The following is a 23979-nucleotide window of genomic DNA, read 5'->3' as shown; positions in this document are numbered from 1 at the left end:
TTCTTGCGGCGCCGCTTCAAAAAAGCCATCCTGTTATGAATCAGTGATCGCAACTTGTTTTGCGACCGGCACATTGTCCGGGACGCTGTCGAAGAAAGGTTTCCTAATGCGGCAGAGACTTGCCATCCGTCTTCTTACGAGCGCAGCGCTTGCCGCTGTCCTTTCGCTCAGCGGTGTCGGCGGCGCGAACGCCGAGGATGCGGCCAAGACAGACGATGCCGGCACGGCCGTTCACTTTGATGCGGACAGCGTCACCACTTTCTCCGGCGCCTTCCTCGCCGCGCGCACGGCCGATGTCGATCATGACTACGAAACCGCGATCGAACTCTACAAGAAGGCGCTGCAGATCGAGCCCGGCAATCCCGAGATTCGCCAGCGGCTGATGATCTCGCTGCTGCTAAATGGCGATATCAAGGACGGCGTCAAATATGCCAACGACCTGAAGGGCGATCCTTCCGTCGAGCGCATCACCACGATCGTGCGCGGCATGGATGCCGTGCGCCGCGACGACTACAAGTCCGCCGAGGCCATCCTGAAATATAAGGGGCCAAACGATCTCGACCGGATGATGAACGACCTGCTGCTCGCCTGGGCCCGCGTCGGCGCCGGCCGCGGTAAGGAAGCGCTCACCATGGTCGAGAAGATGAAGGGCCCGGACTGGTTCCGCATCTTCCAGAATTACAATGCCGGCGCGATCGCCATCGTCACCGGCGACGTGAAATCCGCCCGCCAGCATCTGAACGATGCCGTGCTCGACAAGGAAGGCGGCGCGACGGCGCCCGACACCTTCATGCGCGCCGTGATGGCGCTTGCCCGCCTCGAAGCAACACAAGGCAATAAGCAGAAGGCGCTCGACGCCGTTTCCGTCGGCGACAACCTGCTGCCGAATTATGCGCCGCTGAACGCGTTGCGCGACAGTATCGAGAAGAACGAGAAGCAGGACCAGCAGGTCAAGACGGCCGAAGAGGGTGCTGCCGGCGTGCTCTTTTCGGTCGGCGGCGCGCTGAACCGCGACGGCGCCGAAGACATCGTCTCGCTGTATCTGCAGACGGCCAATGCGCTCGATCCGAACAGCGCCGATACGCTGGTGCTGCTTGGCGGCATTGCCGAGAAGCAGAACCAGATGGACCGCGCCATCGCGCTCTACAAGAAGGTGCCGGAGAATTCGCCGATGCGGCGCATCTCCGAGCTGCAGCTCGGCCTTGCGCTTGCCCAGGGCGGCAAGGTGGATGAGGCGCGCAAGCACCTGCAGGCGCTTATCACCTCCGACCCGAAGGACATCCGCAGTTACCTCGCTTATGGCAGCGTGCTCTCCGACGCCAAGGACTACCAGGCGATGGCCACGAATTACGACAAGGCCGTCGAAACGATCGGCCCCATTCCCGGCCGCGCCAACTGGAGCGTCTTCTTCCAGCGCGGCATCGCCTATGAGCGGCTGAAGAAGTGGGACCAGGCGGAACCGAACTTCCGCAAGGCGCTGGAGCTCAATCCCGACCAGCCGCAGGTGCTGAATTATCTCGGCTATTCCTGGATCGACATGAACCGGAACCTCGATGAAGGTCTCGGCATGATCAAGAAGGCCGTCGACCTTCGCCCTGACGACGGCTACATCATCGATTCGCTCGGCTGGGCCTATTTCCGCCTCAACCGCTTCGACGATGCCGTCGACGAGCTGGAGCGGGCCGCACAGATCAAGGCCGGCGACGCGACGATCAACGACCATCTCGGCGATGCCTATTGGCGCGTCGGGCGCAAGCTCGAGGCCGTCTACCAGTGGAACCGGGCGCTCGCCTCCGAGCCCGAAGCTGCCGAGATCCCGAAGATCAAGGACAAGGTCGCCAACGGCCTGCCTCCCGCCAGTGACGATGCCAAGGCGGCCGACAAGAAGCAGCCGGATCCGGCGCCCGTCACCCCGCCGCCGGTCGACAAGAAATCCTGACGGACCATGCCTGATGAGGGCGTGGCCGGCGTGAGATCAAAGAAATAGAGCATGATGTCGTCCGAAAACCGCTCACACTTTTCGGCATCATGCTCTAGCTTTTCCGAGGAAGCACGCGCGAAAATCAACCTCGCCCTGCATGTGACGGGCCAACGGCCGGATGGCTATCATCTGCTCGATATGCTGGTGACCTTCGCAGATCACGGCGATCGGCTGGACTTCATGCGGTCGCCGACCGACGCATTGACCCTGTCCGGCCGTTTTGGCGAAACGCTTGCCGGCGACGGCGGCACCAACCTGGTGCTGAAGGCCCGCGACCTTCTGCGTGAGGTGGTCGGTCCCCTCGCCTTTCCCGTCCGCATCCATTTGGAAAAGAACCTGCCGATCGCCTCCGGCATCGGCGGCGGCTCGGCCGATGCGGCCGCGACGCTGCGCGGGCTGATGCGGCTCTGGGGCACGACGTTATCTGCGGAGACGCTCGCAGCATTGGCTCTGAAGCTCGGCGCCGACGTGCCGATGTGCCTGGAGAGCCGGCCGCTGATTGCCCGCGGCATCGGCGAAAAGATCGAACCGGTGCCTGATCTGCCGGCCTTTGCCATGGTGCTTGCCAATCCGCTGAAGGGCGTCGCGACGCCTGAGGTTTTCCGCCGGCTGGCGACAAAGAACAATCCGGCCCTGAGCCTGGCTTTGAGCGGGTCTCAGGCTGCCGACTGGCTCGCGGCGATTGCTGCTGCCCGCAACGACCTGGAGCCGCCGGCGCGCGGACTCGTGCCCGAGATTGCGGCGATCTCGGCGATGCTGCAGGCTCGCGGCGCCCTGTTGACCCGCATGTCCGGTTCCGGCGCCACCTGTTTCGGCATCTTTGCGAGCATGACTGCTGCCGAAGGTGCGGCGGCAGCTCTTCACGACAAGCGCCCTGACTGGTATTTCCAGGCGACAGAAACGGTTTCGGGAGGCGCGTGATGGCAGGTCTGGACGAAAAGCGACCCTTCATCGCGGTCGGCATTGCGGTTTTGACGATCTCGGATACCCGCACGCCGGAGACGGACAAATCAGGCGACACGCTGGCGGCGCGGATCAGGGAGGCGGGGCACAGGCTGGTCGACCGGGGCATCGTGCCCGATGATCGCGAAAAGATTGCCGCGCGGGTGAAGGCCTGGACTGAGAACCAAGACATAGACGTCGTCATCACCACAGGCGGCACCGGCTTTACCGGCCGTGACGTGACGCCAGAGGCGCTGGAGCCTTTGTTCGAAAAGCGCATGGACGGCTTTTCCGCCATCTTCCACCGGATCTCCTACGAGAAGATCGGCACGGCGACGATCCAGTCGCGCGCCACGGCAGGTGTTGCCAACGCCACCTTCATCTTCGTGCTGCCGGGTTCGCCCGGCGCCTGCCGGGATGCCTGGGACGGCATTCTGAAAGGACAGCTCGACTATCGCAGCGCGCCGTGCAATTTCGTCGAGATCATGCCGCGGCTGGACGAGCACCTGAAACGCGGCGCGACGAAGTAGGGCATGGTTGCCCCTGGCGCACAGGGGCCTTCACTATGTGGCCAGGCCTGGCAGGACGGGCATCGTGTCCCAGCTGTCACCCGACAGCAGAACACAGCTTATGCCGTGAACATCCGTGACGATGAGGGTCCAGGTGCCGCTTTCGGCGGCATAGACCTCAAGAATGGCGTTCTCGTTGATTAGTCCGACTGCCGTGAGCTTTTCGGCGAAGTTCTTGTCCAGGAAATTGACGATTTCGGGTCGGCCTGCGCAACTGCGCATCATCTGCGATGCAGCCGAATGCGGATGCGCGATCACCAATGTCGGCAATATGACGGCTATGAGGCCGTAGATCATACTGCGTACGCCGTAGATCCTACCGCGTGCCATGACGCACCTCCTTTCGCCGGGAGCCCGGCAGAATAGGAGATTTTCGCTGACCTGTTCTGCCGTTCACCGGCATTCCATGGCCATTCCGTTGCGAAGCGAGGCGCTTCGACGGCGCCATGTTGAATTATAGCGCGAAATCCTATTGGGCGCCATCTTTTGCTCATGGAGAGAGTTGTGGCACCTATCGCGCAGCGCGGGCAACCCAGGACGGAATCAATTCGCTCGCGAGCTTGCGCGGCTTCTGGCCCTTGACGAATTCGGTAAGCCGCATCCCGCTTTTGGCGATAGCGAGCGCCTGCTTCTTCGGCAGGAGAAAGCCGAGTTCCAGCGGCGGCACGGCCCGGCCGACACGCTGGAAGAAAGGGCGCCTATAGGCACGCGATGCGGTGAAGCGCGCCGGCAATTTGTTCAGCGCGACATATTCAGCGATCTCATCGATCCAGCCGGCCTGGGGTCTGGCGCCCGGCTCGACGAAGAGCAGCCATTCGCCGCGCGCCGAGCGGACGATGTCCTTGATATCCCACTGCGAATGGAAGCGGCAGCCGGCGGCGTCGGCCACCCGCGAGGTGCCGTCGCGTGAGCCGTGATCGAGCACGACCACATCGCTCACCAGCCCCTCCACCGCGCCTGCCACCAATACCGATAAAGTCTGTGCCAGCTCAGATTCCTGATCCTGACATTCGAGAACAACCGTCAACATTGACCATTTATAATGCGCCGCACAAATTTTTGCCAGCACCGTTTTCCTCATTTTGTTCTTGCATTGTTCTCGTTTTGCGGATAGGAATTTAATCAGCAAAACGGGCGAAGGTGATGGCTTTTCGCCGCGGGAGAATCCGATGAGAGAGCAGTCCCTGGCAGGGCAGGCCGCATTCGCGCCTGCCAATACGGCAGATATTGCCGATGCGATGATCGTTTCCTCCGGTCTGAGAGTCGAGGTCGATCGGCGGCGTGGACGTGGAGCGGGACTGAACCCGACAGGTCGGTTCGAGGCGCAGCAACGCGAAACCGTCGACGATGGCTGGCAGACGTGGGAAGAGCTGCCGCCATTCAAGACCGAAGTGCAGGTCGAGAAGCCGCGCACGGCCATCACCCGCAACGAATCGCCGGACATTCCCTTCGACCGCTCGATCAATCCCTATCGCGGCTGCGAGCACGGCTGCATCTATTGTTTCGCCCGACCGACACACGCCTATATGGGGCTTTCTGCAGGGCTCGATTTCGAGACGAAGCTGTTTGCCAAGCCCGATGCGGCAAAACTCCTGGAGCGGGAACTCGCCAAGCCCGGCTACAAGGTGCGGGTGATCGCGATCGGCACCAATACCGATCCCTATCAGCCGATCGAGAAGGAATGGCGCATCATGCGTGGCATTCTCGAGGTGTTGAACAAGGCGAACCATCCGGTATCGATCGTCACCAAGTCGGCGATGATCCTGCGTGATCTCGACATTCTGCAGGAGATGGCAGCTAAGAACCTGGTGCGCGTCGGCATCTCGGTGACCACGCTGGATCGCAAGCTTGCCCGGACGATGGAGCCGCGAGCCGCCACGCCGCCGCGGCGGCTGGAGACGATCCACACGCTTGCCGAAGCAGGCATCCAGACGGCTGTGCTGGCCGCCCCGCTCATCCCGGCGTTGAACGACCACGAACTGGAGCGCATCCTCGAATCGGCTAAGGCTGCCGGAGCCGCCGAGGCGAGCTACGTCATCCTCAGGCTACCACTCGAGGTCAGCCCGCTGTTTCGCGACTGGCTGCTGCAGCATTACCCCGATCGTTACCGGCATGTGATGTCGCTGGTGCGCTCGATGCGCGGCGGTAAGGATTACGATGCCGAATTCGGCAAGCGCATGAAGGGCGCCGGCCCCTATGCCTGGCAGATTGCCCGGCGCTTTGAAATGGCCGCCCGACGTTTCCAGCTGACGCGCCGCAGCATGCCGCTGCGCGACGATCTGTTCGTGCCGCCCGATGGCAGCGGCGTGCAGCTGTCGCTTCTTTGATTTTTGAGCTTGCGCATCGGCTCTCGAGAAACCGCCTGTTTTCGAGCCCGAGCGCAATTCCCGCGGATGGCCCTGACCGCCACCATCCGCCGGAGCGTCCCCGGCCGCCGCCCTGATCCGGGGACTTGCGGGCAATCGGGTTGGCGTGCGAGGTTCAGCCGCATGAAACCTCGCACGTCACCCGATTCTCCCCTGCTTTTCGACACGGCTCCGCTCGTGCCGGATTTCCGACTGGAACTCAAAGCCCGCAAGGCTGGCCACTGGCCGGTCGCCGGCGCCGACGAGGCAGGCCGCGGGCCGCTGGCGGGACCCGTCGTGGCGGCCGCCGTTATTCTCGATCCGAGGCGCATCCCTGAGGGTCTCAACGATTCCAAGCAGCTTTCGGCGCAACGGCGCGAGGAACTGTTCGTGCAGATTCTGGCGACTGCGACCGTCTCCATCGCCTCCTCCAGCTCGACGCGCATCGACGAGACGGATATCCGCAAGGCAAGCCTCGACGCCATGCGCCGGGCCATCTGCAGCCTCGCCATTCCGGCAAGTTACGTGCTGACCGACGGGCTCGACGTGCCGCCCGGCCTCGATTGCCCCGGACAGGCGGTGGTCAAGGGCGATGCCCGCTCGGTCTCGATCGCCGCCGCCTCGATCGTCGCCAAGGTGACGCGTGACCGAATGATGGCGCGGGCCCACAGCGTGTTTCCGGATTACGGCTTTGCCGCGCATGTGGGCTACGGCACGGCGCAACACCGCGCCGGCATCGAGAGACACGGCCCCTGCTCGCTGCACCGGATGAGCTTCAGGCCATTGCGTAAGACCGAGGGCGCTCCTGAGACGGACGAGCTGCTTTCCGAGTAGGTTATTCAAAAGACCGGGATATGCCCGAGCTTGTCCCAATGCTGTCCGGTTCACGCCGAAGGCTGCCCCTCACCCTAACCCTCTCCCCGTAAACGGGGCGAGGGGACGTGCCCTGCGAGAGATAGGCGGGGGACGGAGAAGGCCGCGGCATATCCCTTCTCCCCGCCTGCGGGGAGAAGGTGGCGGCAGCCGGATGAGGGGCTGGCGCCGGGTGAGAGCAGCGGACCGCAGCGGGTTTGCCCGAACGTCTGCAGTCGGTTTATCTGCGGCAGATACCCGGCACGAGACCGAGTAATCGACAAGAGAAAAGGCCGGGACATGCCCGGCCTCCTCTCAAATCTTTTCGAAACCGCTCAGTTCAGCCGGGTCTTGACCTGGCCGACGGCATTGCCGAAGAGTTCGGACTGGATTTTGGTATCGGCCCGCTTGGCAAGCACGGTTTCAGCGGCCGCGATTGCGAGATCGACAGCAGCGGAACGCACCGCCTTCATCGCCTCAACCTCGGCCTGCTTGATCTTCTGCTCGGACAGCGCCGTGCGGTTGGCGACGAATTCTTCCGTCTTCTTCTTCGCTTCGGCGGTCAGCATTTCGGCTTCGCGCTCAGCGGCGGCAACGATGTGGGCCGCTTCGGCTTCCGCTTCCTTGCGCTTGCGCTGATATTCGGCAAGCAGGTGCTGGGCCTCTTCGCGCAGACGCTTGGCTTCGGCCAATTCGTTGCGGATCTGATCGGCGCGGTCATCGAGCGACCGTGCCATCATTCCCGGAACCTTCAGATAAACGACCAGCGCCAGGAAGAGGACGAGGCCGACAAAGGCGAAGAAAGTCGCGTCAAAGGCAAATTCCATCGATCAAGCCTCCTTCTTGGCAGCCGCGACGGCGGCGGCGACATCGGCCTTGGCGACGGTGCCGCCGATCAGCTGATCGACCACGGCAGCCGCCGTTTCCTCGGCAATGGTGCCGACGTCGGCGAAAGCCTTGGCCTTGATCTCGCCGATACGCAGCTCGGCAGCCTTGATCTTTTCCGAAAGGCTCGCCTCGACAGCGCGGCGTTCCTCTTCGGCCTTGGCCTTGGCGGCGTCGCGTGCGGCGGAGCCGATCGCGTTGGATTTAGCGCGGGCAGCGGCCAGTTCACCTTCATAGGTCCGGACGGCGGCGTCGGCTTCGGCCTTCAGGCGGCCTGCTTCTTCCAGATCCTGGGAAATGCGCGTGTGACGCTGATCGAGGATGGTCCCGATGCGCGGCGCGATGACCTTTTGCATGAGCAAATAGAAGACGCCGAACGTGATCACCAGCCAGAGCAGCTGGGACGCGAAGGTCGTCGAATCGAAAGGCGGGAAAGGGCCGCGGGCGTGTTCGCCTTCGGCGACACCAGTCTCGGTATGGACCTCGCCTGCGGCCGGAGCGGCGTGCGCATCCGTACCCGTCGCTGCCGCCGGTGCTTCCTCAGCGTAAGCCGGGGTCACAAAAAACATGCTCACCTCCAGGTGGACTGCAAATGCAAAGGATCACGGCTTGCGGTCGCAGGCCGTGATCCATCTATTCGCCGATATCAGACGGCGAAGAGGAGGAGGAGAGCGACGAGCAGCGAGAAGATGCCCAGAGCTTCCGTAACGGCGAAGCCGAATACCAGACGGCCGAACTGGCTGTCAGCGGCAGACGGATTGCGCAGTGCGCCGGAGAGGTAGCTGCCGAAAATATTGCCGAGGCCGAGAGCCGTACCGGCCATACCAAAGCAAGCCAGGCCTGCACCGATGTACTTTGCTGCTTCCGCTTCCATGTTGAACTCCTTTGAAATGGTTGTTGCGGCGAATGACTGACGCCCTTTGACGTCGATGTCGTTATCCTTAGTGCCCGCCCGGATGGATTGCGTCGTTGAGGTACATGCAAGTCAGCACCGCAAAGACGTAAGCCTGGAGGAAGGCGACGAGGAACTCGAGACCGGTCAGGGCGACGGTCATGATGAGGGGAAGAACGGCGCCACCGATACCGAGAGCACCCATGGTTCCGAGCGAGGCGACGAAACCTGCGAACACTTTGAGCGTGATGTGACCGGCGAGCATGTTGGCGAAAAGACGAACCGAGAGTGAAATCGGACGCGACAGGAAGGAGATGATTTCGATCGTGACGACCAGCGGCAGCAGAAGGCCCGGCACGCCGGAGGGCACGAAGACATTCAGGAAGTGGAAGCCGTGCTTATAGAAACCGTAGACGAGAACCGTACCGATAACCAGAATCGCCAGAGCGAAGGTGACGATGATCTGGCTGGTGACAGTGAAGAAATACGGGAACATGCCGAGCAGGTTCGCCGTCAGGACGAACATGAAGAGCGAGAAGACCAGCGGGAAGAACTTCATTCCCTGCTTGCCCGCGCCTTCCTTCAGCATGTTGGCGATGAATTCATAGGACATTTCCGCAACCGACTGCGAACGGCCCGGCACGATGGCCCGGTTCGAGGTCGCGAAATAGAGGAAGCCTGCGGCAGCGGCAGCCGAAACGGCCATGAAAAGCGATGCATTGGTAAACGAAAAATCAATTCCGCCGATTTCGATCGGCACAATCTTCTGGATCAGGAACTGATGAGTCGGATCGTTAGACACCGCTTGTTCTCTCTCTTTGGCCCGCAGGACGCGGGGTCATTGCACTGGACCGGAACCGGTCCTTATTTCTTGTCGTCCTTGTCGTCCAGGGGATGGGCAACCACCCCCGCAGAACGCAGCACGTTCAGAACGCCGGCACAAAATCCAAGAAGCAGAAGAACAATCAAACCCCAAGGCGCCGTGCCAACAAAACGGTCGAGGAGATAGCCAAGCAGAGCACCGACGACGATTGCGGAAATGAACTCGCTGGAAAGCTTCATCGCCTGGGCATAACCTTTGCGGCTTACCTCGGCGCGGGCTTCCCTAGCCTCGTCTTCTCCCGTCTCGACGCCCTTGGTCGCGAGTTTCGCTCCCAATTGCGCACGGCGCTTTTCTAGACTTTCCTCGCGGTCGTCCGCCATGGATCTCTCCTCGCCTGCCCGTCGCCCGCACTCCCGCTACCCCGGTCATTCGGACCCCGGACGCGAAGGTTGAGACCCTTCCGGCCCGTTCTGAAGTCGCGCGCAACATAGTTTTAGGGATTAGCATAGTCAAGGCGTAGACAGCTTCTGTCCAGCGAGAAAATAATTCTATCAAATCAAAGAGATAAATCGACTCTGGGTCGATCGCGCAAATTCGACGGAAAGAATCCGCTTTTCCGGGCCGAAAATCGGCTTGCCCTGGGGATTTATCTCAGCTCCAGCCGCCACCATAGGTGCGATAGAAGACGTGAAGACCGATGCGGCCGACCTTTTCCATGGTCTTTGCCCATTTCGGTCTGACATAGACGGCATGATAATGCGTCGCCGAACCCACCTGCAGCAGCCAGATCTTGCCTGATGTCACCGCCATCGCCACGTCGCGGGCGACTCGCCAGTGATATTCCGAATTCACCCTGTCCTTGATGCTGTCGCAGGCGAAGGAAAACTGGCAGCGGTTGCGCCAATCCTCGTTCTGGTAGACGACGCCGCAGATGGTCTTCGGATAGGAAGGGTTGCGGACGCGGTTGAGGATGACCTGGGCGACGGCCGCCTGGCCCTTCACCGATTCCCCCCGCGCCTCGAAATAGATACCGGAGGCAAGGCACTGCTGTTCGCGAGCGGAAAAGACGCTGGGCGCCAGCACGCTTGCGGCCCAGGCATGGTCGCGCGGGCCGATCTCCGGAACGAAGCGGCCGCTGTCCGGCTCGGCCAGGATCGAATCGAAGGGCGATTGGCGGGCATAGTCAGGTGCTGCCGGTGCATAGGCGGTGGCCAGCACATCGGCCTTGTTGTTGGTGACGAGGCTTGCAAGCATTGCCGGCACGCCATTATCGGTCACAACGGGCTGCTTCTTATAGAAAGATGTGGCGATCTCGATTTCCTTGCCCTGGATCTTCGGCTTGACGAAGGCCGACCGGTCCTTGAGATCGAAGCTCGGGGTGAAGAGCATCTTGGTGCGCTCGAGGATCGAGCCGGCGGAAAAATCCTTCGGCGGCTGCATCTTCTCGACTGCGACGACGCGGCCCTTCTTGGCGCTGCGATTGACGCGATCCTCGTCCGGGGTGTCCTCATGGCCCCTATCCTTGGCAGTGCCCTTGTCCTTGGCATTGAAGGCGACCTTGCGGCCATCGGGCAGCACCATGCCGGCATCGGCTGCGATCGAACCCGTCACCATCGGCTCGGCAAAGGCGAGTTCGGCCTGGTGGATGGAGCCGGCCGGAGAATTGGTCAGTACCATACGCCAGTTCCCACCCTCATGATCGAGGCCGGCGAGCATGGCGGCGAGATCGGCATGGGATGCGACGCTCGGGAAAATCAGCCAGCCGGCAAGACCGAAGATTACGGGGGACACCCAATTCTCGGGAAAAAGACGCAGCTTGCTACGGGAAGGGCTCTTTCGACGCAACACGGACTCCGGGCATGGAACGCTGGAACATTCCATTGAAAATCCCGCATTAACCTTGATGTCCGGTTAACAGGCCGTGCCGAAATGTGTCCATGAGAACTTTTGGATGTTCTAATGTGATGGATAGTTCGAGGGATGAGATGTGTCGTAGCCTCGCGAAAGGACCCTCCCCACAAGCGGGAGGGACTTATTGCGGCACCGCCTCGCTTATCTGAAATGTCGAAAAGTTGGCAGACGGCCCAACAGGTTAAACCCCTCCCCCTTGTGGGGAGGGATTTGGGGCGGGGTCTTTGCCCACCCTCAAATAATAACGTGCGAGCCCAGTTCCACCACCCGGTTCGCCGGCAGGCGGAAGTAGTCCGAAGGGTTGGCGGCGGCGTTGGCGAGCGCGATGTAAAGCCGGTCCTGCCAGTAAGGCATGCCCGACTTGGCGTCCGGCACCAGTTTGCGGCGGCCGAGATAGAAGGAGGTCGACATGATGTCGAACTTCAATCCTGTCTTGCGCAGCGTCGCCAAAGCCTGCGAGACGTTCTGCGATTCCATGAAGCCGAAGAGCAGTTCGACGCGGGAGAAACGCTCGGAAATCTGCTCTATCTTGTAACGGTCGTGGCTCGGTACACGCGGTTTGTTGATCGTGCGGATCGTCAGGATGACGTTGCGGTCGTGAAGCACATGGTTGTGCTTGAGATTATGCAGCAAGGCGGCGGGGGCCGATTCCGGATCGCTGGTCAGGAAGATCGCGGTGCCCGGAACCTGGGCCGGCGAATGTTCGCTCTTGCGCTCGATCGAGCTGACGAAGGAGGCGAGCGGAATATCGGTATGACGGGTCTTCTCCATCAGGATCGCCGTGCCGCGACGCCAAGTCCACATGACGACGGTAAAGGCGGTGGCGATCATGATCGGGATATAGCCGCCGTCGTGGATCTTCAAAAGATTGGCACCGAGGAAGATCATTTCCAGCACCACCAGCGGCGCGAGCGCGATCACCGCGACGGGAAGCGACCAGTTCCAGCGGGCGCGGACGAATTCGAAGGCCATGATCGAAGTGACGACCATGGCGCCGGTGACGGAGATGCCATAGGCGGTCGCCAGCGCATCCGAAGTCTTGAAACTCAAGACCAGGAAGATGACGCCAATGAACAGCACTGCGTTGACCGAAGGCACGAAGATCTGCCCGGTATTGGTTTCCGAGGTGAAGAGGATTTCCATGCGCGGCAGGAAGCCGAGGTTGATGCCCTGGCGCACCATCGAGAAGGCGCCGGTGATGACCGCCTGGCTGGCGATGATCGTCGCGGCGGTCGCCAGGATGACGACCGGCAGCAACGCCCATTTCGGAAACATCAGATAGAAGGGATCGGACATCGTCGCCGGATTGCCGAGAACGAGGGCCCCCTGCCCGAGATAATTCAGCGTCAGCGCCGGGAAAACCAGCATGAACCAGGCCCACTGGATGGGACGACGGCCGAAATGGCCGAGATCGGCATAGAGCGCCTCCGCACCCGTCACCGTCAGGAAGACGGCGCCGAGCACGACGACGCCGTAGAAGCCCTCATGCAGCAGGAAGCTGACGGCATAATAGGGATTGAAGGCGGCCAGAATGCCGTAATCGTCAGAGATATGGGAAATGCCGGCGGCGGCCATGACGAGGAACCAGACAGCGGTGATCGGGCCGAAGAACCTCGCGACGGCGCCAGTGCCGCGCGATTGCACGACGAAGAGCAGCGCCAGGATCACCACCGAGATCGGCACGATATAGTCCGCGAGTCTGGGTGTGACGAGTTTCAGGCCCTCGACGGCCGACAGCACGGACAGAGCCGGGGTGATCATCGCATCGCCGAGGAAGAGGGCAGCGCCCATCAGGCCAAGCAGCATCAGGATGGCGGTATGGCCGTTGGCGGTCTTCATCAGAAGGGCCAGCAGCGACAGCGTGCCGCCCTCGCCGTCGTTGTCGGCGCGTAGCAGGAAGAGCACATATTTGATGGTGACGATGATCGTCAGCGCCCAGATCATCAGCGAGATCAGGCTGATGACTTCAAAACGGGTAACGCCGTCATGGGCCACCGGCTTCAGCGCTTCGCGAAAGGCATAGAGCGGGCTGGTACCGATATCGCCGTAGACGACGCCGACGGAACCCAGCGCGAGATAGAACAGCTTTCGCGGCGTCATATGGCGTTCGTTCGGATGGCTCTCTTCGGACATGAAGTTGCAACAGGCTCCTTAGAGCCAGCCTTTCCAGCGGAAAAAGAAAAAGGGGATGACGGCGGATATCACCATCAAGGCCAGCGAATAGGGATAACCCGCGGCCCAGGTCAGCTCCGGCATGACCTGAAAATTCATACCATAGACGGAGGCGACCAATGTCGGCGGCAAGAACACCACCGAGGCAATCGAGAAAATCTTGATGATCGAGTTCTGCTCGATGTTGATCAGCCCGAGCGAAGCATCGAGCAGGAAGGTGATGTTGGCGGCGACGAAGGAAGCATGCTCCGACAGCGACTGGATATCGCGCGAGACGGTGCGGCAAAGCTCCTTCGCCTCGCGGTCCTGCTGGATCGCCGGAATCGTGTGAAAGAACGTCAGCAAGCGGGCAAGCGAACCGAGACTGTCGCGCACCTTGCTGATCATCCGGTGATGGCCGGCAATATCGCGCAGCTTCTCCTCGAGATAGTTCGAGGGCTTACGCACCTTCCTTGCCCGCTCGCCGAAGACATGCATCGACAGGATGTCGAGGCGCGAGACGGCGATCTCGAGGATCTCGGCGGTGCGGTCGACGATCGTCTCCAAGAGCTTGGCAAGAAGGGCAGCGCCGCTGCGCCAGTTTTCCGGCAGCCGGTGGAGGGCGGCGATGAACAGCGCAAAGGATTTGGGATGGGCGTAGCGAATGGTGACCAGGCGGTTTCCAGCCAGGATGAAGGCAACATCGGTCAGCGTCGGTACGTCGGTGTCAGCCTTCCAGAGCAGCGAGGCGGTCATGAAGACGGCGTCGTTTTCGACATAGAGACGGGCGGAAGGCTCGATATCCTTGAGATCGTCGCGGGTCGGGACCTCGATGCCAAGAACCTTCTCAACATAGAGTTCCTCATCGCGGGTCGGCTCGATCATGTCGATCCAGACGACATCCTCGGGAAAGGACGCAGCATGCGACAGATCGCCGATCTCGACCGACTTGCAATTGGAACAGTAGGCGGTAATCACCGGTCGTCTCTCCGGCTGCATCCAACCTTAAAGGCCGGCATGCGCGTTGTGCTCAACCGCATCGCAGTTCCCAATCCTTCGATCGACAAGACAACTCCGAACTTGCAGGCGGGCCGGCATCTTCGATACGAAGACGACCGTCATTGAGCATCTGCAGCAAAATGCCATCATGGCGCCGCGGCATATGAAGCAAAGCCGTGAAATAATCAAGACATCTTCCGTGAAGCGCGGCTTTTCACCACGTTTCCCCCACAATTTGGGGTATCCGCTGCGGCGATTCGGGCCGCTAAAGCGCCGCGCTTTAGCGGCTGCACACGTCCCGGTGACATGCATTTTGTTTTATGCATGCCGTTATCCCGGAACCGCTGCACTTCCGGGCGACATGCATTTGTTGTGATGCGTGCCTTTATCCCGGAACCGCTGCACACTTCCGGGCGGCATGCATTATTCGAAGACGATCGTCGGTGCCGGACGCTGGGGCTGGCCGGCGACCTGCTCCCAGACCTTGGCGGCGATGCCGCGATAGATGCCGGCGACGACGCCGTTCGGCTCGGAGGCGACAAGCGGCGTGCCGGCGTCGGAGGTTTCGCGGATGTTCATCGTCAGCGGCACTTCGCCGAGGAAGGGCACGCCAATGCGCTCGGCCTCCTTGCGGGCGCCGCCATGGCCGAAGATGTCGTAGCGGGTGCCGGTATCCGGGGCGATGAAATAGCTCATATTCTCGACGATTCCGAGCACCGGCACCTCAACCTTGCGGAACATGTTGAGGCCCTTGCGGGCATCGATCAGCGCGAGATCCTGCGGCGTCGAGACGATGACGGCGCCGGCAAGCGGCACTTGCTGGGCCATGGTCAATTGGACGTCGCCGGTGCCGGGCGGCATGTCGACGACGAGGACATCCAGTTCGCCCCAGGCGACTTCGCGCAGCATTTGCAGCAGCGCCGACTGGACCATCGGCCCGCGCCAGATCATCGCCGTCTCCTCGTCGACAAGAAAACCCATCGACATGACCTTGAGGCCATAATTCTCCATCGGATTGATGATGCGGCCGTCGATCTGCGTCGGGCGGCCGGATATCTTCAGCAGCCGCGGCATCGAGGGACCATAGATATCGGCATCGAGAATGCCGACACGAAGGCCGTTGGCGAGCAGGCCGAGTGCGAGATTGACGGCGGTGGTCGACTTGCCAACCCCACCCTTGCCCGAGGCGACGGCGATGATCGCGCCGATGCCGGGCACACCGATCTTGCCGGCGCGCGGCGGTTGTTGAGGAGCGTGAGCATGACTCCCATGATCGTGCCCGGCATGACCGTGAGGCGGGTTCGCCGCAGGGCGGGCAGCCGGAGCGGCGGCGGCGGCCTTCTTGTCCGCCGTCAGTGTGACGAGGGCACCCTTGACGCCTGGCATTTCCTTGATGACGCGTTCGGCGGCGAGCCGCATCGGCTCCAGCTCCTTGGCGCGATCGGCCGGGACGGTGATGGAGAAATAAACCTTGCCGTCGGAGATGAAGACGTCGGAAACCATGCCGAGCTCGACGATATCGTGCTCGAGATCCGGTCCACGCACTGTCTTCAGCGTTTCGAGAACTTGTTCCTTGGTGACGTCGGCCATTCCACCCTCACTGCTTCTTGCAGATCACAGATAGTGGAGACGGAAGCCTTCGCCAAACAAAATCATCGGGAGGAAAATCCGGTGCGCCAAAAGAGCGCCGGGGAGAATTGGCAATCCGTTGCGGCCATCAAGTCCGCCGGGCTTTCGCCCTGATGGCCGCAACGGTCTCCCCGAGAACCGGCGCAATCCGGGGCGAACTAGAGCAAGCCGAAGAAAAGACCAGCGAAAAGTGAACGCGGAAGATGAAATCGCCAACAGCCGGGAAAGAAGCGGTGCCAAAACGCAACAACCGCCGCCGACACCGAAGGGCCGGAAGAAAAGCGGCATCGGCGTCGGGCAGCGGTGTGTCGGCCGCGCCATTTTCTGGCGCTGGTCTCAAAGTCCCCTCTGGACCTCTCGCAGAAGAGATGCAGAAAGCGTGCCAGATGGAAAATCAGGAAAAACAGGGCAAAAGCGCTCGGGACAGGCTTCCAACGGGAAGGACTTGCCTATGCGCTGGGCGGCTTCGAAAGCACTCGGTTGTTTTTTGCAACTTATTTGATCAGGCCGATGCGCAACGCCTTGGCGACCGCCTGGGTACGGTTGACCGTGTCGAGCTTCTTGGTGGCACGGTTGAGGTAGTGATTGACCGTATGCTCGGACAGGGTGAGGATTTCGGCGATTTCAGCACTGGTCTTGCCGGCCGCCGTCCAGTTGAGGCAATCGATCTCGCGGTCGGTCAGCGTATCCGTCATGCGCGTATCGAGGTTGCGGATCTCGGCAAGCCTGTCAAAGATATGGATGGAAATGTAGCAGAGCTCACGCATCTCGGCCGGACTGAAGGGCTCGCGGTCGCCGGCGAAAGAGATGGCGCCGCGCAGGCCGGAGGGCTCATGCGTCGGGAAATAGGCGCAGCGCATCATCTTGAAACGTTCGAACAGGGAGGCGACGAGAATGGACTTACCGTCGTCCCGCGACAAGTTCTGCCGTGACATGTCGTAGAAGAAGGGCCGCGCCGATGTTCTGAGGCGTCTGAGGACCGGGCTGTTCACCATCAGGCCTTCCTGGTCGTAGAGCGCCAGAAGCTCGGCCGGCCAGCTGGTGATGACGGTGCTGCCCTGAAGATCGAAGGAGGTGATCGGCGGCAGGTTGAGAACCATGAAGGCACGGCTGCGATAGGCTTCCGTCACCCGTTTCATGAAACGGAAAATATCGAACTGGGTCTTCAGGCCCGCTATTTCCTGAACGTAGTCGTCTTCTTCCGTGGATGTTTGCGACAAGGGTGCCATCACATTTCTTCATCTTCGGCACAGCGGCCGGCAAACCGTTTGCGAAACCTGCCCGCCGTGGCCGGCTCGATTGCATCGGGAAACGACGATCGCTGGTTGGAATCGGCTTCAGCGTCGAGCGTTCGGCCGGTGAATGGTTGTAGATTTCGCGGACCGTTCTAGTTGTGGTGATTCGCCGGAAAATCTCAATATCGCGCTTATCATAAGCATGCTCTGCGATTACGTCCAGCAGCAGCAGCCGACGGCGATTTTTTCTGTCAGCGGCGCGGACCGAGCCGGACGCGCATGCCTTCCATGATCCTGACAGCCGCCAGTTGAACGGGAACGGTCCATTGATGCAGAAGTTCCATCGACAACCGATAGGCCGGGCCGGTAATCGAAATGCCCCCCATAAAGGTCCGATCCTCCGACCAAACGGGTGCGGCAACGCAGCGGATGCCGGCCTCATGCTCCTCGCGGTCGAAGGCATAACCCTGATCGGCAATCTCGCGGATTTCGGCAAGCAACGTTTCGGCCGAGACATGGGTCGAGGCGGTAAAGCTGGTGAAGCTCAGGCCGGCGATGAGATCGACGAGGCTTTCGGCCGGCAGCAGCGACAGGGCGGCCTTGCCGACGCCAGTGCAATAACAGGGCGAGGCATTGCCGATCTGCGAATACATGCGCACTGGCTGACGGCCCTCGACCTTATCGAGATAGATGATCGACTGGCCCCTGAGGACGCCGAGATGGACCGTCTCGCCGGTCGCCTGCTGCAGATCTCTAAGGTGTGGTTCGGCAATCAGACGAAATTCGTTGCGCGCCCAGCTGCGCGCGGCGAAATCGAGCAAGCGCAGGCCGGGCGCATAACGGCCGTCGCCATCGAGCTCGAGCAGCCCCTCCTCCACCAAGTGGCTCAGCTGGCGATGCAGCGTGCCGCGCGGCTGGCCGGCAAGGGCCAGGATGTCGGTGAAACGCAGGGGCGCATCGGCATGGGTGACGAGATCGAGCAGAACCATCAGTTTGCCGAGCGTGCCGGTTTCGCGTGCCTGTGCTGCGCCGTCGCCGTTTGAATTCATCGCGTCACTCACCCTTGACAGAAAGGGCACTGTAATTCGATAATTCCATATAGTCAAATTAAGTTCCATATAATGGAACAACGATAAGGTCGGGAGGCGACGGTGACCATGATGCCAGCAGCACAATTTCCCGAGTTCAAAAACCGAGCCGTGCTGGTGACCGGCGGCGGATCGGGCATCGGTGCTGCGATCGTCGAAGGTTTCGCGCGCCAAGGCGCCAAGGTTTCGTTCATCGATATCGCCGAGGCCGCCGGCCGCGAGCTCGCCGAAAGGCTGTCGCGGGAGACCACGCATCCGGTCTCCTTTCACCATGCCGACCTGCGCGACATCGCGGCGATCCGGCGCACGGTCGATAGCGTCATTGCCAGCTCAGGGCCGATCCGCGTGCTGGTCAACAATGCCGCCTGGGACGACCGCCATGAATTCGACGCGGTGACCGAGGCCTATTGGGACAACAACCAGGCGGTCAACCTCAAACATGTGTTCTTCACCTCGCAGGCAGTCGTGCCGTCGATGCGAGCGGCCGGCGGCGGGGCGATCATCAATATGTCGTCAATCGCCTTCAAGCTGAACATGGGCGGCTTTCCCGCCTATGCGGCAGCCAAGGCGGCGGTCGTCGGGCTGACGAAGAGCATGGCGGGCAGGCTCGGGCCGGAGAACATTCGGGTCAACTGCATCCTGCCCGGCATGGTCGTCACCGAGCGGCAGATGCAGCACTGGCTCACCGAAGAGAGCATTGCGCGCTCAGTCGAGGACCAGTGCCTGAAAGTCGCGCTCAAACCCGATGCGATCGTCGGTCCCTGCCTGTTTCTTGCATCCGACTGCGCGGCGGCGATGACCGCCCAGTCTCTGATTGTCGATGGAGGTGTTCTGTAATGGCAAATCCCGCTTATGTCGCGGTGGACTGGGGCACCAGCAGCTTTCGGCTCTGGCTGATCAGCAGAGACGGCACCGTCCTTGCCGAACGCCGCAGCGGCGAAGGCATGACGAGCGCGGCAAAGATCGGCTTTTCCGCGGTGCTTGCCGGCCATCTCGCCGCCATCGAGGCACCCGAAAACCTGCCGGTGATCGTCTGTGGCATGGCCGGCGCCAGGCAGGGCTGGGTCGAGGCCGGTTATATCGACGTGCCGGCGCCGCTTGCCTCGATCCTGACCGGAGCGGTCTCCGTGCCCGGCGAAAGCCGCGACATCCGCATTCTGCCGGGCCTTGCCCAGCGGGACATCGCGAGGCCCGACGTCATGCGCGGCGAGGAAACCCAGCTTCTCGGCGCGCTCGGCCGCGCAAGCGCGGGCGCGCAGGCGGTCTGCATGCCCGGCACCCATTCGAAATGGGTGCATGTGACGGATAGCAAGGTGACCGGCTTTTCGACCTTCATGACCGGCGAGCTTTTCGACGTCATCAGCAAACACACGATCCTTTCGCATGCCGTTGCCGGTGCGGAAGAGCAGCCGGCGGATGCGGCGGCCTTCGAGGCCGCGGTCTCGGCCGCTTTCGCACGTCCGGCCCTTGCCTCCAACCTGCTCTTTGCCGCCCGCTCCGGTCAGCTCCTGCACGGGATTTCTGCGGCTGCCGCGCAAGCCCGGCTTTCCGGTACGCTGATCGGCCTTGAAATCGCCGGGGCGCTGCAGGATGCGGCAAACGGCACCACCATCACCCTCGTCGCCTCCGGGCGCCTGCAGGCGCTCTACGAACAGGCCGTCAAAACCCTCTCCCTTGCCTTCACCGCCATTGACGCCGACGCCGCCGTGCGCCGCGGGCTTTCGGCTGCCGCCGAAGCCATCTGGCCGAATTGAGAAAGCTGACACGATGAACCGTATCCCCTTCCCCGACATGAAGCGCCCGCTGATCGCCATCCTTCGCGGCATCAGGCCCGACGAGACCGAAAGCGTCGTCGGTGCTCTGATCGACAATGGCCTGACGGCGATCGAGATCCCGCTCAACTCGCCGGAACCGTTCAAATCCATCGAGATCGCCGCGAAGATGGCGCCGGCCGAAGTGCTGATCGGCGCCGGCACGGTGCTGACCGTCGAGGCGGTCGACAGCCTACATGCGGCCGGCGGCAAGCTGCTGGTCACGCCAAATGTCGAGCCCGAGGTGATCATCCGGGCGCGCGACTACGGCATGGTGACGATGCCGGGCGTCTTTACACCGACCGAGGCGTTGGCGGCAGCGCGCGCCGGGGCCACCGGTCTCAAATTCTTTCCGGCCAGCGTGCTCGGCCCTTCCGGCATCACGGCGATCCGGGCGATCCTACCGCCGGAACTGACGATTGCCGCCGTCGGCGGTGTCTCGGACAAGAATTTCGGCGATTATACCAAGGCCGGCATCTTCGCCTTCGGTCTCGGCACCAGCATCTACAAGCCAGGAATGACTGCATCAGAGGTTGCCGAGCGCGCCAAGGCGACCATTTACGCCTATGATGCAGCCATTGGGAGCGTGAACGTATGACCGATATTTATGAGTTCGAGGGCAAAACACTTTGCAATACCAATTCCGTTCTCGGTGAAGGTCCGACCTATGATCCGGACAGCAATACCGTTTGGTGGTTCAACATCCTCGGCAAGGAACTGCACGAGCTCAATCTCTCGACGGCCGCGAAAAAGGTGCATCCGCTGCCTGTGATGGCGAGCGTGCTTGCCCGCATCGATGCCGGGCGGCAGCTGATCGCGACGGAGGAAGGGCTTTTCGTGCGCGATGTGGCAAGCGGCAACCTCACCTTCTACGCCGCCCTCGAAAACGACAGGCCGGAAAACCGTTCGAACGACGGCCGCACCCACCCGTCCGGCGCGCTCTGGATCGGCACGATGAGCAAGCGGGCGGAAAACCAGGCCGGCGCCATCTATCATGTCGCGAGCGGCAAGGTGACGAAGATCTTCAACGGCATCAGCATCCCGAATTCGATCTGCTTCTCGCCTGACGGCACGGTTGGCTATTATACGGATTCCCGCATCAACCGGCTGATGCGCGTTATGGTCGATCCGTTGACCGGCCTGCCCTCGGGCGAGCCGATCGTGCTCGTCGACAGCATGGACGACCCCGGCAGCATCGACGGCTCGGTCGTCGATGCCGACGGCTATCTGTGGAATGCGCGCTGGGGCGCCGGCGTCGTCGACCGCTATAGTCCGGACGGTCTGCGCATCTCGCGCTATATGGTTCCTGCCGTCCAGCCGTCCTGCCCTGCCTTCATCGGCGTCAATGCCGACCGGCTGGCGGTGACGACTGCCTGGGAAGGGCTCGACGAGGATGCGCGGTCGGCGCAGCCGAGCGCCGGCGCGCTGCTGGAACTCGGCATCGACGTCAAAGGCGTGTTCGATCCCGTCTATGTAATCTGATTTTTGCTTGCCAGCGGCGATCAGAGGCGCTCCCCATCGGGGCGCCTTTTTCTCGTTTTGGCCGCAGCTCTTCGATAAATGTTCCGTGAAAATCGAGAAATTTTCCGTGTTTTCAACCGGAACCAATCGCGCCACCAGCCATTTTCCTTTCGAACCGGCGCGGCAAAGAGACCTGGGAAACAGGTGTTGCCGGGTCAGCGATCACTCTAGGGAAAAACGAAGGTAGGTTCGAAATGACACGCAAACTCTTGACGACCGTTGCCGCTGGCGCACTGTTTGCCACGGCTTTCGCACCGGCGGCATTCTCGCAGGCGGCACCGCAGCCTGCGGATCCGGCCGCGCCGACCCAGGCGGCTCCCGCCGATCCGGCAGCACCGAAGCCGATGACGCCCGACGTCACCAAACCCGCAGGCGATGCCGCACAGGCTCCGGCCGCAGCACCGACAGCAGACACGGCACAGGCCGGCTATCTGACCGAGCAGTCTCCCGACCAGGTCAGCGCCAACACCTATATCGGCCAGTCGGTCTATAACGGCAACAATGAAAGCATCGGCAGCGTCAACGACCTTATCCTGAAGAAGGACGGCGGCTTTGTTGCTGCAATCGTTGGTGTCGGCGGCTTCCTCGGCATCGGCGAGAAGAACGTCGCCGTGCCAATGGAAAAGATTACCGTCGCCCAAAACACCCAGGACGGCAGCGTCAAGCTGACGACCAGTGAAACGGCTGAATCGCTGAAGGCCGCACCTGAGTTCAAGACGCTGGCAATGCAGTCGGCCGAAAAGGCTCCGGCTGCGACCGGTACAGATACCACGGCGACAGGCTCGACCACGCCTAAGTAATCCGTGCGCGGTAGTATAGCGTAGGCGATGGCGCTCCTAGGGGCGCCATCGCTTTATGCTGCGCCATGGCTTTATGCGCTGACACGCTCCACCATAGTCGGATCGTAATAATTCTCGTGCAGGAAGCGCAACGTGGCGATACCGTCGGCCGGACGGCCGAAATGATAACCCTGGCCCATGCCGCAGCCAAGCGTGCGCAACTTCACCGCCTCGGCATAATCCTCGATGCCTTCCGCCACGACCTCCAGCTCCAGGCCTTCGCACATGGTGAGGATCGCCTTGATGATATGTTCGGAGGCGCGATCGGAATTGATGCGTGAGACGAAGGCGCGGTCGATCTTGATCTTGTCGAAGATGAAGTCGCGCAGGCGCCCGAGGCTCGACTGGCCGGTGCCGAAATCGTCGAGCGAGATGCGCACACCGGCGGCACGCAGATCGGCGATGATGCGGTGAGCGGTATCGGCCGAACTCATCACCGCGGTCTCGGTGATTTCCAGCTCCAGGCGATGCGGATCGAAGCCGACGCGGCCGAGGATCGACAGGACGCTGCTGCTCGTACCCGGATCCATCAGCTGGGCCGAGGAGAGATTGAACGACAGGAAGAGTTCGCGCGGCCAGGAAAGTGCGGCTTCGGCGGCTTTGCGCAGCAGCGCCTCCGACAGCGCATCGATGAAGCCGCGCTCTTCGGCCAGCGGCACGAAGACGCCGGGCGACACGAAGCCGAGATCGGGATCGTTCCAGCGGGCGAGCGCCTCGAAGCCGACGACCTGATTGTTGGACAGCGAGACGATCGGCTGGAAATGCACATCGATAGCATCCGAGATGATGGCGTTTCTGAGCGCCTGCTCCAGCTGCGTGGCGCGCTTCATCTCCTGGGCGATCTCGCGCGAATAGACGGTGATCTGGCCGCGGCCGCGGCGCTTGGAACGGTAGAGCGCGGTTTCGGCGCTCTTCAGCAGTTCCTCGCAATCCTCTCCGGCGAAGGGATAGATGGAAAAGCCGAGGGAGGCGGAGAGACGGACATTGCGGTCCCCGAGGTCATACGGCGCCGACAGCACCTCGCGGATCATCTGGCCGAATTTCTCGGCACTCGCCCGCTCGAAGATCAACGGCAGCACGAAGGCGAATTCGTCGCCATCGTGGCGGGTAACCAGCGCGCCATCCGGAATACAGGCCCTGAGACGATGGGCGACCTGGCAGAGGATTTCATCGCCGGCTGTCGAGCCGAATAGATCGTTGATCGGCTTGAAACTGTCGAGGTTGACGATACCGATGGTGAAGGGGGCCGGATCGCTGGCGCGCTCAGCGGAGATCTGCAAGACCTTGTCCCGCATGCGATTGCGATTGCCCAATCCGGTCAGCGGATCGGTATAGGCCATCGCCTGAAGCTCATTCTGACCGACGGTCAAGAAAGCTATGTCCGCCGATTTCATCATCCAAACCCGAGCTTTCCTCCGGAGCCATGCAGAAGAATGACCGGCAGGTCTTAACAATTCGATAGTAAATCAGCGGCATAGCCGCCTGAACCTCCCCAAAATCTAGGGA

25 protein-coding genes are annotated in these 23979 nt (G+C 61.7%); 11 read left to right on the top strand and 14 right to left on the bottom strand.

Annotated elements, in window-relative coordinates:
• The first annotated feature begins 106 nt into the window (after nt 1-106).
• From AC2444_RS02775 to moaB, 3 genes are read left to right on the top strand one after another with little or no spacing between them, the layout of a single operon-like run.
• The gene (locus AC2444_RS02775) at nt 107-1939 is read left to right on the top strand and encodes a tetratricopeptide repeat protein (protein ID WP_012756250.1); all 1833 of its coding nucleotides are present in this window, start codon (nt 107-109) and stop codon (nt 1937-1939) included.
• A gap of 51 nt (nt 1940-1990) precedes the next feature.
• Nucleotides 1991-2902: a 4-(cytidine 5'-diphospho)-2-C-methyl-D-erythritol kinase gene (locus AC2444_RS02770; RefSeq protein WP_012756249.1), complete on the top strand. Its 912-nt coding sequence runs from the start codon at nt 1991-1993 to the stop codon at nt 2900-2902.
• On the top strand, nt 2902-3453 hold the full coding sequence (gene moaB / locus AC2444_RS02765) for a molybdenum cofactor biosynthesis protein B (protein ID WP_012756248.1): 552 nt from the start codon (nt 2902-2904) through the stop codon (nt 3451-3453). Before AC2444_RS02770 ends, moaB begins: the two co-directional genes overlap by 1 nt.
• Before the next feature lie 33 nt (nt 3454-3486).
• Here the strand turns inward: moaB and AC2444_RS02760 are convergent, their stop codons facing one another.
• Together AC2444_RS02760 and AC2444_RS02755 are read right to left on the bottom strand one after the other, a co-directional pair.
• Complete coding sequence (locus tag AC2444_RS02760) at nt 3487-3822, bottom strand: hypothetical protein (protein WP_012756247.1); 336 nt, start codon at nt 3820-3822, stop codon at nt 3487-3489.
• Nucleotides 3823-4003: 181 nt separating this feature from the next.
• Nucleotides 4004-4522: a glycosyltransferase family 2 protein gene (locus tag AC2444_RS02755; RefSeq protein ID WP_017993099.1), complete on the bottom strand. Its 519-nt coding sequence runs from the start codon at nt 4520-4522 to the stop codon at nt 4004-4006.
• A 139-nt stretch (nt 4523-4661) separates the two neighbouring features.
• Between AC2444_RS02755 and AC2444_RS02750 the strand changes: the two genes are divergently transcribed.
• Both AC2444_RS02750 and rnhB read left to right on the top strand, forming a co-directional pair.
• Entirely contained in the window at nt 4662-5819 is a 1158-nt protein-coding gene (locus AC2444_RS02750; protein ID WP_012756245.1) for a PA0069 family radical SAM protein, read from the top strand.
• A 162-nt stretch (nt 5820-5981) separates the two neighbouring features.
• Nucleotides 5982-6671: a ribonuclease HII gene (gene rnhB, locus AC2444_RS02745; protein WP_012756244.1), complete on the top strand. Its 690-nt coding sequence runs from the start codon at nt 5982-5984 to the stop codon at nt 6669-6671.
• 353 nt (nt 6672-7024) lie between these two features.
• On the opposite strand, the gene AC2444_RS02740 is transcribed toward rnhB, so the two are convergent.
• The 9 genes from AC2444_RS02740 to AC2444_RS02700 all read right to left on the bottom strand — a co-directional run bounded on the left by AC2444_RS02740 (nt 7025) and on the right by AC2444_RS02700 (nt 15940).
• A complete protein-coding gene (locus AC2444_RS02740) occupies nt 7025-7516 on the bottom strand; it encodes a F0F1 ATP synthase subunit B (RefSeq protein ID WP_012756242.1) in 492 nt (163 codons plus the stop codon).
• A 3-nt stretch (nt 7517-7519) separates the two neighbouring features.
• A complete protein-coding gene (locus AC2444_RS02735; RefSeq protein WP_012756241.1) occupies nt 7520-8143 on the bottom strand; it encodes a F0F1 ATP synthase subunit B in 624 nt (207 codons plus the stop codon).
• 77 nt (nt 8144-8220) lie between these two features.
• Complete coding sequence (locus tag AC2444_RS02730) at nt 8221-8448, bottom strand: F0F1 ATP synthase subunit C (protein ID WP_003545854.1); 228 nt, start codon at nt 8446-8448, stop codon at nt 8221-8223.
• A 67-nt stretch (nt 8449-8515) separates the two neighbouring features.
• Nucleotides 8516-9268, bottom strand: a complete 753-nt coding sequence (locus AC2444_RS02725) for a F0F1 ATP synthase subunit A (protein ID WP_012756240.1) — start codon at nt 9266-9268, stop codon at nt 8516-8518.
• A gap of 62 nt (nt 9269-9330) precedes the next feature.
• A complete protein-coding gene (locus tag AC2444_RS02720; protein ID WP_012756239.1) occupies nt 9331-9669 on the bottom strand; it encodes an AtpZ/AtpI family protein in 339 nt (112 codons plus the stop codon).
• Nucleotides 9670-9940: 271 nt separating this feature from the next.
• Nucleotides 9941-11170: a cell wall hydrolase gene (locus AC2444_RS02715; RefSeq protein ID WP_012756238.1), complete on the bottom strand. Its 1230-nt coding sequence runs from the start codon at nt 11168-11170 to the stop codon at nt 9941-9943.
• A gap of 264 nt (nt 11171-11434) precedes the next feature.
• Entirely contained in the window at nt 11435-13333 is a 1899-nt protein-coding gene (locus AC2444_RS02710) for a potassium transporter Kup (protein ID WP_012756237.1), read from the bottom strand.
• Between the two features lie 18 nt (nt 13334-13351).
• Nucleotides 13352-14329 carry a magnesium transporter CorA family protein gene (locus tag AC2444_RS02705; RefSeq protein ID WP_012756236.1) on the bottom strand — a complete coding sequence of 326 codons (978 nt, stop codon included), beginning with the start codon at nt 14327-14329 and terminating at the stop codon, nt 13352-13354.
• Between the two features lie 444 nt (nt 14330-14773).
• On the bottom strand, nt 14774-15940 hold the full coding sequence (locus AC2444_RS02700) for an Mrp/NBP35 family ATP-binding protein (RefSeq protein WP_012756235.1): 1167 nt from the start codon (nt 15938-15940) through the stop codon (nt 14774-14776).
• A gap of 229 nt (nt 15941-16169) precedes the next feature.
• Here AC2444_RS02700 and AC2444_RS02695 point away from each other — a divergent pair, with 229 nt between their 5' ends.
• Nucleotides 16170-16481, top strand: coding sequence for a hypothetical protein (locus AC2444_RS02695; protein WP_128449650.1), 312 nt, complete (start codon nt 16170-16172; stop codon nt 16479-16481).
• Here the strand turns inward: AC2444_RS02695 and AC2444_RS02690 are convergent.
• Complete coding sequence (locus AC2444_RS02690; RefSeq protein ID WP_012756234.1) at nt 16474-17208, bottom strand: helix-turn-helix transcriptional regulator; 735 nt, start codon at nt 17206-17208, stop codon at nt 16474-16476. The two genes, AC2444_RS02695 and AC2444_RS02690, sit on opposite strands and share 8 nt — an antisense overlap.
• A gap of 257 nt (nt 17209-17465) precedes the next feature.
• Complete coding sequence (locus AC2444_RS02685) at nt 17466-18263, bottom strand: IclR family transcriptional regulator (protein WP_012756233.1); 798 nt, start codon at nt 18261-18263, stop codon at nt 17466-17468.
• A gap of 108 nt (nt 18264-18371) precedes the next feature.
• Between AC2444_RS02685 and AC2444_RS02680 the strand changes: the two genes are divergently transcribed.
• From AC2444_RS02680 to AC2444_RS02660, 5 genes are all read left to right on the top strand, one after another.
• Complete coding sequence (locus AC2444_RS02680) at nt 18372-19139, top strand: SDR family NAD(P)-dependent oxidoreductase (RefSeq protein WP_171815711.1); 768 nt, start codon at nt 18372-18374, stop codon at nt 19137-19139.
• Nucleotides 19139-20056, top strand: a complete 918-nt coding sequence (locus AC2444_RS02675; protein ID WP_012756231.1) for a 2-dehydro-3-deoxygalactonokinase — start codon at nt 19139-19141, stop codon at nt 20054-20056. Before AC2444_RS02680 ends, AC2444_RS02675 begins: the two co-directional genes overlap by 1 nt.
• Nucleotides 20057-20069: 13 nt before the next feature.
• Nucleotides 20070-20711 carry a 2-dehydro-3-deoxy-6-phosphogalactonate aldolase gene (locus tag AC2444_RS02670; RefSeq protein WP_012756230.1) on the top strand — a complete coding sequence of 214 codons (642 nt, stop codon included), beginning with the start codon at nt 20070-20072 and terminating at the stop codon, nt 20709-20711.
• On the top strand, nt 20708-21595 hold the full coding sequence (locus AC2444_RS02665; protein ID WP_012756229.1) for an SMP-30/gluconolactonase/LRE family protein: 888 nt from the start codon (nt 20708-20710) through the stop codon (nt 21593-21595). The genes AC2444_RS02670 and AC2444_RS02665 overlap by 4 nt, the downstream gene beginning before the upstream one ends.
• Before the next feature lie 233 nt (nt 21596-21828).
• A complete protein-coding gene (locus AC2444_RS02660; RefSeq protein ID WP_012756228.1) occupies nt 21829-22434 on the top strand; it encodes a PRC-barrel domain-containing protein in 606 nt (201 codons plus the stop codon).
• 71 nt (nt 22435-22505) lie between these two features.
• On the opposite strand, the gene AC2444_RS02655 is transcribed toward AC2444_RS02660, so the two are convergent.
• Nucleotides 22506-23870, bottom strand: a complete 1365-nt coding sequence (locus AC2444_RS02655; RefSeq protein WP_012756227.1) for a putative bifunctional diguanylate cyclase/phosphodiesterase — start codon at nt 23868-23870, stop codon at nt 22506-22508.
• Nucleotides 23871-23979: the final 109 nt, after the last annotated feature.

The organism is Rhizobium sp. WSM1328 (assembly GCF_057653715.1).
Note: the sequence above shows the minus strand (reverse complement) of the source record. Positions and strands in the feature narration are given on the sequence as shown.